Source organism: Providencia sp. PROV269 (assembly GCF_028477785.1).
Classification (GTDB): Bacteria; Pseudomonadota; Gammaproteobacteria; order Enterobacterales; family Enterobacteriaceae; genus Providencia; species Providencia rettgeri.
In genome coordinates, this window is record NZ_JAMPLV010000003.1 from 185066 (window position 1) to 197242 (window position 12177).

At 37.7% G+C, this 12177-nt stretch carries 12 protein-coding genes; 5 read left to right on the plus strand and 7 right to left on the minus strand.

The window, feature by feature from the left end; genetic code table 11:
* Positions 1 to 149 precede the first annotated feature (149 nt).
* Together PR683_RS05275 and PR683_RS05280 are read right to left on the minus strand one after the other, a co-directional pair.
* Complete coding sequence (locus PR683_RS05275; protein WP_272581707.1) at positions 150 to 1016, minus strand: YjjW family glycine radical enzyme activase; 867 nt, start codon at positions 1014 to 1016, stop codon at positions 150 to 152.
* Positions 988 to 2544: a YjjI family glycine radical enzyme gene (locus PR683_RS05280; RefSeq protein ID WP_196719470.1), complete on the minus strand. Its 1557-nt coding sequence runs from the start codon at positions 2542 to 2544 to the stop codon at positions 988 to 990. Before PR683_RS05280 ends, PR683_RS05275 begins: the two co-directional genes overlap by 29 nt.
* A gap of 665 nt (positions 2545 to 3209) precedes the next feature.
* Here PR683_RS05280 and pagP point away from each other — a divergent pair.
* Positions 3210 to 3785 (plus strand): lipid IV(A) palmitoyltransferase PagP, encoded by a 576-nt coding sequence (gene pagP / locus PR683_RS05285; RefSeq protein WP_109912424.1) that lies wholly within the window; start codon positions 3210 to 3212, stop codon positions 3783 to 3785.
* 77 nt (positions 3786 to 3862) lie between these two features.
* Here the strand turns inward: pagP and PR683_RS05290 are convergent, their stop codons facing one another.
* Together PR683_RS05290 and mgrB are read right to left on the minus strand one after the other, a co-directional pair.
* Positions 3863 to 5239 (minus strand): amino acid permease, encoded by a 1377-nt coding sequence (locus tag PR683_RS05290; RefSeq protein ID WP_117162299.1) that lies wholly within the window; start codon positions 5237 to 5239, stop codon positions 3863 to 3865.
* A 230-nt stretch (positions 5240 to 5469) separates the two neighbouring features.
* Positions 5470 to 5616, minus strand: a complete 147-nt coding sequence (mgrB, locus tag PR683_RS05295) for a PhoP/PhoQ regulator MgrB (RefSeq protein ID WP_004911439.1) — start codon at positions 5614 to 5616, stop codon at positions 5470 to 5472.
* A 333-nt stretch (positions 5617 to 5949) separates the two neighbouring features.
* On the opposite strand from mgrB, the gene PR683_RS05300 reads away from it, so the two are divergent.
* On the plus strand, positions 5950 to 6333 hold the full coding sequence (locus tag PR683_RS05300; RefSeq protein WP_004911441.1) for a helix-turn-helix domain-containing protein: 384 nt from the start codon (positions 5950 to 5952) through the stop codon (positions 6331 to 6333).
* Between the two features lie 225 nt (positions 6334 to 6558).
* Positions 6559 to 7371 (plus strand): sugar-phosphatase, encoded by an 813-nt coding sequence (yidA, locus tag PR683_RS05305; RefSeq protein ID WP_196718345.1) that lies wholly within the window; start codon positions 6559 to 6561, stop codon positions 7369 to 7371.
* Between the two features lie 64 nt (positions 7372 to 7435).
* Here the strand turns inward: yidA and yddG are convergent, their stop codons facing one another.
* Positions 7436 to 8335 (minus strand): aromatic amino acid DMT transporter YddG, encoded by a 900-nt coding sequence (gene yddG, locus PR683_RS05310; protein WP_042851608.1) that lies wholly within the window; start codon positions 8333 to 8335, stop codon positions 7436 to 7438.
* A 187-nt stretch (positions 8336 to 8522) separates the two neighbouring features.
* On the minus strand, positions 8523 to 9983 hold the full coding sequence (locus PR683_RS05315) for an alanine/glycine:cation symporter family protein (protein ID WP_004911454.1): 1461 nt from the start codon (positions 9981 to 9983) through the stop codon (positions 8523 to 8525).
* Positions 9984 to 10565: 582 nt separating this feature from the next.
* On the opposite strand from PR683_RS05315, the gene PR683_RS05320 reads away from it, so the two are divergent.
* Both PR683_RS05320 and PR683_RS05325 read left to right on the plus strand, forming a co-directional pair.
* A complete protein-coding gene (locus PR683_RS05320) occupies positions 10566 to 10814 on the plus strand; it encodes a DinI-like family protein (protein WP_004253462.1) in 249 nt (82 codons plus the stop codon).
* A gap of 379 nt (positions 10815 to 11193) precedes the next feature.
* On the plus strand, positions 11194 to 11565 hold the full coding sequence (locus tag PR683_RS05325; RefSeq protein ID WP_004911457.1) for a hypothetical protein: 372 nt from the start codon (positions 11194 to 11196) through the stop codon (positions 11563 to 11565).
* Positions 11566 to 11622: 57 nt separating this feature from the next.
* Here PR683_RS05325 and PR683_RS05330 read toward each other — a convergent pair whose 3' ends face one another.
* Entirely contained in the window at positions 11623 to 12000 is a 378-nt protein-coding gene (locus PR683_RS05330) for a hypothetical protein (protein WP_004911465.1), read from the minus strand.
* Positions 12001 to 12177: the final 177 nt, after the last annotated feature.

Below are 12177 nucleotides of genomic sequence, written 5' to 3' on the forward strand. Positions count from 1 at the left end.
AAGCAAGGTTTACTGACATCATTTTAAACCAAACAATAAAACCGCCTTAATTGTCTCATAACATTTAACAAATACCAGCGGTTAGTGAATGAATTTTAATGAGTTAGATAAAAAGAGAGGATATCTCACACAGGAAAAATTGACATGATTTATAAGTACACATTAGGCAAATGAATATGACCAACGCCTCGTTGTCGTAATAGTTGAGCGAATGCCTCCACTTCTGTTTGGGTTGCCGCAGGCCAGCTAGCTGCTTCATTTTTTACGCCATATTGTTGAAAGGCGTTAATCTTTATCCGTGTGTTTGTAGGCAATTGATTTAGGAAATCAGCAAGTTTATCAATATGCTCTAAGTAATCTGTTTGCTGAGGAATATACAATAAACGCAATTCATACAATTTCCCCGCTTGCGCCAAATATTGAATTGATTGAAAAACACGCTGGTTATCTTTTCCTGTTAGCCTTAAAGCACACTCATCACTCCATGATTTCAGGTCAATCATCACGCCATCCGTATACTCAATCACTTTATTCCAACCCGCAGAAGCCAGATGCCCATTACTGTCAATAAAGCAGGTTAAATGCTTGAGCTCCGGTGTAGCCTTAATTGCTTTAAATAATTCAATAATAAAAGGTAATTGTGTTGTTGCTTCCCCACCACTAATGGTTACGCCATTCAGGAAAACAACATTTTTTTTCAAGTCATTGATGGCGTCATTAACACTTAATGGCACCGTCATCGGGCTTGAATTTTTAGTGCAAGTTTGTAAACAGGTATCACAAAGCTGGCAGGCATCGCTATCCCAGATAACCTGACCATCTACAAACAATAACCCATTGTGAGGACAGGTAAAAACACAGTCCCCACAATGGTCACAAAGCGCCATGGTATATGGATTATGGCAATTCAAACACCGTAAATTGCAACCTTGCAAAAAGATAACATGCCGATTACCCGGCCCATCTACACAGGAAAAAGGAATAACCTTATTCAGCGTAGCGCATCGATTGCTCATGACTAATTACTCGTTGCTGACGGGCTGTAATTTTACAGTTCTTAGTCGCTTCCTCCCCTAACCAGGTAGTGTTACTTCTAGAACCTTGTTCTTTGTATTTTTCGATATCCGACAGACGTACCATGTAGCCAGTAACACGGACTAAATCATTACTCGCCACGTTTGCAGTAAACTCACGCATTCCACAGCTAAATGCCCCTTTGCATAATTGCATTAGTGCTTGCGGGTTTTGTTTAATCGTTTCATCGATGGTTAAAATGTCACTGATCCCAGATAAATAGTGTTTGTGATGAGGAGCTACGGCTTGGATATGCGAAACAGGATCCGGCTCTTCACCGTATGGAATGCGAGCCCCCGGTGTAGTTCCTATATCCGAACTGATCCCAGATTGAGCATGGAGCATGGCTCGGTTTTTATAACCATATTTAACAGGTGTGGTTTCGACAAAGTCTGCCAACTGTTCACTGATTTGATAAGACAGTGGTAAGGCGGGTGAATTTGCTTGATATGCGCCTTTCGCTCCGTCTTTTTCCATGAGGATATTCACGGCTTCGGCTAAACCATAAATACCAAACATCGGGGCAAAGCGTTCTGGTTCTATTAACCCTTCTTGGACAAGAAAACTGGTTTGGAAGAAGTTTGATTCCTCAAATAAAAATGCGCTACGTGTTTCTATAAGTTCCATTTGTAACTCACAATACTTTTTCAATTGCACATTTAAAAAATCAACTGAATTTTGACTGCGTAATGCAACCTCGCGCAAATTAATACGGACTAAAGTGCTTCCTCCACCTGCAACAGGCAATGCATTATAACAGCTGACAATGCCGTAACCTTGTTCATCAAATGCAGCACGATGAATAATATCATTCGCAATATGCGGTTTGCTACATTCACAAATATTTTCAATCGCTTGTAAGAAAAGTGATTCAGGTGTGCGCTGTGGGTGATAAACAAATGTCAGGTTAGGTGCTACTTGTTTCAATTCCGCATCGATACGTAAAATCAAACGGCAAATCACATTGTCATCCGGCCCAATATTGGCATGCATAAAGGCATCAGGTAACGTTCGGTCTAATTGTATCCAAAATCTTTTTAATTTGGGGTACAATTGTTCTTCTGTCAATTCACCTACATATGGCATGAGCACTTTATCTAAATACCCTAAAAATACAGGGAAATTGGTTACCGACGGAACGTGATGATACAAAATCATCAGATGATTAAGCGCATCATCAAAGTCCTCTGCAGGGGCTAATTCTAAGTATGTTGAACCTTGATTGAGGTATTTTACATAGTCAGGCAACACATAGCGCGGCTTATATGGTGCATTTCCTTCATACATATCACAAATAACACGTTCACTTAACGCCTCTGCGAGGGGTTCGCTCACCGCAAGATAGGGAATATGGCTATCCGCTTCTACCGCTAAAAAATTGGCTTTTTGTTTTGGTGATAATATTTTATCTGTGGCGATAGCCAAGCATTTAGCTTGGTATTCAGTCAGTGGTTCTTGGCGTTTCATCATGGTGATGTTCCTTTTTTAGTTAGAAGCTAATGTTGCTTACAGCAATGTATCTGCCATAAACTTTCAAAAATTAGCTCCTAGCCGTGTTGACATGCAGCAACTTATAACCGCCGCCTATGTCCTCCATTTCATCCCATTGAGACAAGTCATTATTTGACGTGCGTCATACTTTTTGGATTTGTTTGCACGCTATTTTTCATAAATGTCTGCTCTATCAACATTACTAGTCGTTATCACCTAAATAATACGAAATATCTCTTTATTACAGAAAGTTAGCCACAGCTATAATGAGTGATACATTGGTTTTTCTTATCTTTTTTAACTCAATTCAGCTCATTTATTTTCATCAAGTAATCACATTATCTAATTTAAAAATGGAGTATTCTGTCAATTATTGGTTTTTAGGAGAATTAACCTATTCAATAACCAATTTGATCAGCTAATATCCCTTTCTACTGTCGGTTATCCCCCTTAAAAATAGGCAAAATTAAACAGTTCTAATATGACCAGCGAGTTATTATCCTTAACTATGTAATTAATACTGTTATATTCTGTACATCTTAATTAAAATAATTGAGCTCAAAATTATAATAATAATGCTAATCTGATAATCATTAGCGAGCTAATCATCATTTTTATATCTGCGATACAGAACTGGATTTACAATGAGAGTTTATAAAAACATACAGTTGGCTGTAGGTGCTTCGCTACTCATGAGCGCCTCAATCTGCATATCATCGCCTGCCGTTGCGCAAGAACAATCGGCAAATTTATGGGATAAATTTAAAAATAATGTCAGTACCACATGGGACTCTGACAAATATGAGTTATATGTTCCAGCGGTGACTTGGCACAACCGTGCAATGTACGACAAGAAAAAAACGGATGAGTATAACGAGCGACCTTGGGGTTTTGGCCTTGGTAAATATCGTTATGATGAAGACAATGACTGGCATGCTATCTATGCAATGGCATTTAAAGATTCACATAATGATTGGGAGCCAATTGGTGGTTATGCATTCCAAAAAATGTGGATCCCAGGGGACATTGATGGTTTTCGCATGGGAGCAGGTTTCACTCTGAGTGTCACTGCCCGTAGGGATATGTACTATATTCCAATCCCAGCACCGCTCCCGCTAGTATCAGTGGAATATGACAAGCTTTCGCTGCAAGCCACTTATATTCCTGGGACTTATAATAACGGTAACGTATTATTTGCTTGGCTACGTTGGCAATGGTGACCTAACGACTTCATCGCAGTATAAAAAGACCGGTCGGGTATTCCCACCGGTCTTTTTATTATAAGAAAAAACCAAATCTAACTGAATTGTTGGCTTTTGGCTAAGTCTTGTTTTTTAGCCCCTGAGAATTGGTATCCAACCCATAGAACTGCTATCCATAATGGCATAATTAATACTGAAATGCGCAAACCGTCCATTGTTAGGATGATCCCTAAAATCAGCAGTAAAAATGCTAAGCACAGATAGTTCCCAAATGGATACCAAATGCTTTTAAATTTCGTTTCAACACCTTGTTTGTTCATTGCTGCTCTGAACTTCAAATTTGACACACAAATCATAATCCAGTTTAGAACTAACGTTGTCACGACCAATGACATTAACAATTCGAAAGCTTTACCTTCCATCACAAAGTTAATTAAAATCCCGCCAGAAGTCGCAATACCTGAAACCAATAAAGCCATGACGGGAACGCCACCTTTATTCACTTTCGCAAGAAATTTAGGTGCGTTACTTTGTTGTGCCAAGCCATATAACATACGGCTTGTCGCGTAAGCCCCACTGTTATACACCGACAACGCAGCGATTAGAATGACAACGTTCAATGAATTAGCAACCAGTAAGTCCCCTAATTCATGGAAAATTAATACAAATGGGCTTGTTTTGCCATCAAGGTCAACCCAAGGATATAATGCGAGTAATACCGCTAACGAGCCAATATAAAAAATTAAGATACGGTATACAACTTGGTTAATCGCCTTTGGAATGCTTTTATCTGGGTCTTCTGCCTCTGCGGCGGTAATACCGACAAGCTCTAATCCCCCAAATGAAAACATAATAATTGCCAAAGCCATTATTAGCCCATTAAAGCCATTAGCAAAGAAACCACCATATTCCCATAAGTTACTGACTTTCGCTTGTGGGCCGCCATGACCGCTGAGCAGTAAGTAGCAACCAAAAATAATCATAGCAACCACTGCAATGACTTTGATTAATGCAAACCAGAATTCCGTTTCCCCATAAGAGCGCACATTGACCAAGTTAACCGCATTCACAGCAATAAAAAATACCGCGGCAGAAACCCATATCGGGAGTTCAGGCCACCAATGTTGCATATATTTACCTGCGGCGGTGAGTTCCGTCATCCCAACAAGGATAAACATGACCCAGTAGTTCCACCCTGAGAGAAAACCCGCAAAGCCACCCCAATACTTAAATGCAAAATGACTAAACGAACCCGCGACAGGTTCCTGAACAATCATTTCTCCCAACTGGCGCATAATAAGAAAAGCAATAAACCCACACAGTGCGTAGCCAAGTAAAACCGATGGCCCTGCCATTTGTATGGTTGTTGCTATTCCAAGGAATAACCCTGTACCAACAGCGCCTCCCAAAGCAATCAATTGGATATGCCTGTTTTTTAATCCCCGCTTTAGCGTCTGTTGCTGTTGCGCCATAACTTTACCCTTTCGTCCTCTTACTTGCTTTTTATCGTCCAAAATAATGATAATGACACAAGTTTATTTGAATTTTCTTATTAACACTACATTCTTCTGGCTCTGTTTTTACCATATCTTACGGCCCAAAAGCAGGTGCTATTAGTTATTTTTTTTCATCACATAACAAAATGATACAGCGGGATAGCTACCCCAACTCAATATCATGGATTGTGCATTAAAAAGCAAATTCAAAATGGTAACAAGTCAGTTACACGACAAATACCAAAAATAAAGTTTTCTCCTCCCTGATCACACAGGTTGTCCATCGCTAAGAGATAGAAAAAAAGACACGCTAAAACAGCACTTACAGCAATAATTAATTTACGACCAAACACCGACAATTCCTTCATATTTCTATGATGATTTTATTTTTCAAATGATTACAATATTAAGGTACTGCCATTTTATGATAGATATCATTTATGGCATTGCACGTAATGCGTTTATAGAATAAATGGTACTCTAATTTAGAGCGTCAAATTTGAGGAAAATATGCAATTAACCTCTTTTTACAAAAATTCCGCTCATTTTAGGTGCTATTGGCCAGTAACTTATTCTGATTGTGCTTTTTTTACCCTAAAAATGGGAAATACCGCACAAGCAGCCTTTGTCATCATGAAATGAAGTTGTGTATACTTCTGCTACCGTAAAACTAGAAAACATTTGAGATGCCACAAGATAACCACTTAGCACTTGTTTATGCTTTGAGTAAATGGATAGAAGAACACTTAGGGCGCGTGATCCACTTAGAAGAGCTCGCGGCTTATTCAGGCTATTCACTTTGGCATATGCAAAAAATATTTAAAGAAGTCACAGGGATTTCACTGGGTAAATATATCCGTCAACGCCGTCTTGCTGGTGCGGTTAACTTACTGCGCAATAGCAGCCAGTCTATTTTCGATATCGCTCTGGATTTTGGTTTTGGGTCACAATCCCACTTTACCTATATGTTCCGTAAAGAATATGGCATTACGCCATTTGATTTTAGACAGAATGACCAAATTCAATTAGATGTGAAGCAACCGCTTCATTTGATTCATAATTATGAGTGAGAATATTTTAGCCGCATTAATCTATTGATTCACATGCTAATGCTATAAAACATTGTCATTTCAAGCTTCGACTATTGAACAGAGTTCCTGCCTTGTATTCTGTTCAATTTCAAATCAAACACCCATTATTCTATTGTGAATAAAATTATAACTATTTGTATAATTTACATTCTGAATAATTGGAGTAAGGTATTGGCAGAAAGCACGCATTTTAGGAGGCATTGGATGTCAATCAAACTGGTCGCCATTGATTTAGATGGCACATTACTTAACTCCCAACACCAAATATCTCCCGCAGTAAAAGAGGCTGTCACTCAAGCCAAACAAAAAGGTGTACATATTATTTTAGCCTCAGGTAGGCCATTTTCGGGGATCTCCCCTTACCTACGGGAACTAGATTTAAATACCGCAGATAACTATTGTATTAGTAATAATGGTAGTGTCATTCACCAAGCCAATGATGGCAGTCATCTGGCAGAGAATTTGTTAGATTTCGCTGACTTCCAATATTTTGAGGAACTGGCTAGAAATGTCGGGGTTCACATGCATGCTCTTGCGGATAACAGCATGTTCACGGCAAACCGCCATATTAGTCACTATACAGTTGCAGATGCTTATTTAACTCACACTCCGCTTATCTATTGCCCCGTTAATGAAATGGACTCTTCTTTGGAATTTACTAAATTTATGATGATTGACCATCCAGAGAAATTAGATATTGGTATCAGTTATCTTCCAGAGAATGTCTTCGATAATTACGCTTTAACCCGAACAAGCCCGTATTTCCTAGAGGTATCAAATAAAACCTCAAGTAAAGGCGCGGCATTGCAATGTATCTGTGAAAAACTGGGTATTACACCTGACAAAGTCATGAGTATTGGTGACCAAAATAATGATATCCAAATGCTACAATACGCCAGTGTTTCTGTCGCAATGGGCAATGCTTTAGAGCCAATTCGCCAAATGGTTAAATTTGTGACCACAACTAATGATGAAGATGGCGTTGCCGTCGCCATTAATAAATTTATTAATGTATAAGCCCGCAAAAATTCACTTCAGTATATTTTCTGTTGCAGCGCTTATCTGGGACGCGCTGCACCTTTTAACCGCGTATTGGTTTTTGCCTCGTCGCTAAAAAGCAAATCACCGACCCCATTGTCACCATTAACACACCTTGCCAAAAACTTAACGTTAATGCCGTGCTTAATAACATAGACGCGAATGCAGTTGATATAACTGGGGTAAAATAAGAGAGTGTCCCTAAAAAAGCCACATTGCCCTTGATAACCGCAAATGTCCATAATGCATTCGCACCGCCAGTCGCAATTGAGGCCACCACTAATAATAACAGGCTTTCTTTATTGATAATAAACGGTGTTGGAGTACTGAAAAAATACAATATCCATAACCCAATAGAGGTCATGATAAAGAATAGTACCATACCATTGTGACCTCCAGAAATACGCTTAGTGACATTGCTGTAAAACGACCAAACAATAGCCCCAATAAAGGCTAAAAAATAACACAGTGGATTACTTTGAATATTTGCCCAAATACTTTGCACCGACAATGGTTGATTTCCTGAAATTACCCAGATCAACCCCATAAATGCTAAAACTAAACCTAATCCCAATAATAAAGTGAAACGTTGACGGTTAAAAAATACAGCCAGTGCGATAGTAAAACTTGGCCACAAATAATTCACCATACCAAGTTCAATAGCTTGCTGCCGGCTATTGGCTAAGCCTAACGCTAATACAAAACAGATTTCATAGCTAACAAACAGTACCGTTCCCCAAAGCAAGTAGCGTTTGGGATACTTCGTTATTTTAGGCACCCCCATGGCAAGTACTAACACAAGGGAACCGACTGTATAAACTAATGCTGCACCACCGACAGGCCCAAAATTTTCACTTACACTGCGGATCAGTCCTACCATTGTGCTCCACAACAAGATTGAAATAACTCCATACAGCGTTGCAGCGTACTGATTCAATTTCATAACTCTCTCGGCTATTTAAATTAGAAAATGATATATATTGTGATAATACATTTATTTTATCATCTTAAAAAACCTTATAGCTCAAAGAATTATAAAACAAACATTTATTCTTATTAAACCTTGATAATATTTCATAAAAAAATTCTCAGGCTTTCACCTAAGAATTTTATGCTTTACGTTTTTTATATTAGCGAGATGTTTCTTTCTCAACCCACTTATCGACTTCTTCTTTTTCCCATATCCCCTCCTCAAACTGTTTCTTTAATTCAGGGTGCTGATTAATATCAAAAGTCGGTATTTTACCTGCAACCAATTGCTGGTTATAATCTTTAGCGAGTTTGAAAGCGATACCCGATAATAAAAGGATCGCGATTAGATTTGTTATTGCCATTAACCCCATGGATAAATCAGCAAGTTTCCAAATAAATGGCATTTCAGCAAGTGCGCCAAACATCACCATACCTAAGGCAGCTAAACGGAAAATAAATAAACCCGCTGTATGGTTATTTTCTAGAAAAATCATATTGCTTTCAGCGTATGCATAGTTAGCAATGATTGATGTAAACGCAAAAAAGAAGATAGCAATCGCAATAAAGGTACTTCCCCAGCTACCAACGGCAGAAGATAGCGCAAGTTGTGTCAATTCAATGCCATTAATGTTATCCATCCCACTTTCTAGAACACCAGATGACAAAATAATAATTGCGGTCGCACTACAAATAACAATGGTATCCATAAAAACACCAAGCATCTGCACATATCCTTGAGATGCAGGATGAGGTGGATAAGGCGCTGCAGATGCCGCTGCATTCGGTGCTGACCCCATCCCGGCCTCGTTAGAGAATAGCCCTCGCTGAATACCTTGTGTCATAGCCTGAGCAACACCATAACCAACAGCACCACCCGCTGCCTCTTGCAAACCAAATGCATTTCGGATTATCAGCATAAAAACTTCAGGTAATCGTTCAATATGGTGCCCAACAACCCAAAATGCCAATAACAAATAGGCTAACGCCATAACAGGAACAACTAATTCAGCAACCCTCGCAATGGATTTCAATCCACCAAAAATAATAATTCCACTTAATAAAACTAAGCCAATGCCAACATAAATTGGATTGAAATCAAAGGCGACTGCGGTTGCTTGAGCGATAGAATTAGCTTGTACTGCATTAAATACCAAACCAAAGGCAATAATGAGGAAAATTGAAAATAACACGCCCATCCATCGTTGGTTTAAGCCTTTTTGCATATAATATGAAGGCCCACCGCGATAATTTCCTTTATCATCTTTGGTTTTGTATAACTGTGCTAAAGTACACTCCACAAAAGACGTTGCCATCCCGAGTATAGCAACGACCCACATCCAAAAAATAGCACCCGGTCCGCCAGCTGTTAGCGCAATTGCGACCCCGGTTAAGTTTCCTGTACCGACCCTAGCGGCTAAACTTGTACATAGTGCCTGAAAAGATGAAATACCTGCGCTATCAGATTGTTTACTGTTTTTTAAGACACTAAACATATGGCCAAAATGCCTAATTTGAATAAACCCTGATCGAAGCGTAAAATACAGGCCTGCTCCCAGTAATAAATAAATAAGTAACGAACCCCAAATAATATTAGTTAGTGAGTTTATAAATTCTATCAAATTACACTCCTTTTTTATTAGAACGATTAATAATGTATTAATCGAAAATCAAATCCTCACATTTAAAACATAACTCCAGAAAAAGGAGTTTAGCCTACAAAAGCCAAATCATCTTAATATGATTATCAGAAATTATATTTTTTTCTCTTTAATGTAAATTAATTTCCGTTTCATCAATCGTTAACTACATTGTATTTTAATTAAAACAAGTTAGATACTCATAAATAAACACATATAACACCTTGAAAAACCTAACCAAGAAAAAATTCTTTATGATTAAGTAAGAAATAAATCAAATGATTGATTTTCAGTATTTATTTTAACCAAAAAGTTACTTAAATAAATAAAAAACCATTATTCATTTTATCACTTCAATCTTAATTAACTTATTTCTTAACAAAAATATTTGTAATATTTATTTTGCTTAATTCATATATTATTTGGAATATCTAATCAATAAATGAGGTTAATTTATAATCAAAAAGCCTATCACGTTACAATCGTCACAATTAGATAGTTGCTTATACTTTCACTTAACAATAAACTGAGCCTAATTAAATTTTATAGACAAGAGGTTAACGTATGGAAATTAATATCAAGTTATCTGATGACCCACTTTCTCAGCTCCCTGAAAAATCATATGAATCCTTCATTGCTGAGTTGAAAGCACGTGTTTTAGAAGTTTACCCTGGCAGCTATCTTTTGATTACTCATGATAATGGCCCAACAACCTTTCAAACTAAAGGCTTCCATGATGATAACGAAGCCCATATTGTCTTACATGAACTTGTCGAAGATGTCTTAAAACATGGCCATTGGTTAAAACAGTAATCTCCGTGTTAGGTTACATGAACAAAACCAGCTATGAGTCTACCTGACCTCTAGCTGGTTATTTTTTATTTCTCCCATATTTCGATAACACGCCTCTAATATGGGTTCAAACTCTGATCAAGATCATACTTAATCTTAACTTTCACCAAAACAAGTTAAAATCGCTTTACCTCACATCGTTATATGATACTGTATATAACGTAATTTTCATTTACATTGCTTTTGCTAATTATAGCGGCCAGTATTTATACTGGCTCTTTTTTATGAAATCATGCTAAAACCCTCTTCTTCATCCCCCATTTTAGGCCTAATCTGCTATAGTATTTTTCTAGTACCAGATAGAGTTATTATTCATTGTGTGCAAAATAGAGGTATGACTATGAAGCGTTTGTTACTGGCTTTTTGCCTGGCTCCAGCCCTTGTTATGGCTGATAATGCCCCATTAAATATTAGTGAAATAGCCAAAGATTATTGTGAGATCACTGGTCAAGCACTAAGTGAAGCATACAGCACTGACAAAACTAGCAGTGAATTAACCCAATCAACCATTGCTAAATTGAAAAGTGAAAATGTCGACCTCAAGCAATTAGCCACTGTAGAGTCAGACCTCCGCGAAAATCTAACATCAGCGATTGACACCGTACGTAGCAATAAATCTAAGTTTGCTAATGAAGCTGACTTCAATAAATCATTAAATGACTCCATTTCAGCTTGTAAGATCCAAACTGAACTACTTTTGAATAAATCTTAATCATTTAATTTTTAAAAAAAGAAAAAGCGCTCAAACTAAAATTTGAGCGCTTTTTTATTAATTGGTTGTTTTTTTAACACACAACTGTTCAATCGAGAATTGTAATTCAGGTGTTTCACTAATAATCAATTGCCCATGCTCAGAGAAACGCCCTTCTTTAATGCTGACATTTGCAACAAATGGTAGCGAGCTATCTTGGCTCGATAAGCGGTATAAGCCGCAAACCCGATAACTCTCTCCTTCCTTAAACTCGCTTTTTTGCACTATATCCACATCACTGAACTCAATTACTGATGCATTTCCTAGCTTTTTTTCCACCATGCTTTGCGCTTCATTTTTAACATCTGAGTCACCAATACTGGTATAAGAATGGTATGCAAATACGCCTAAAGCCAATAGCAATACAATTAATAATTTTGTTTTTATACGTTTCAACGCATCACCTTTCTACTTTATGATAACTTAACCTAGTATAAATGTATTATATCAATTTGAGTAAACAATTTGAGCTTTTGCCTTACGCATTTACGTTTGTCCTAACCAGTTGACACTACTTTATAAAAATTAGTTTTTAAATTGAAAACATAACCAATGTCCTTCCTATTATTATTG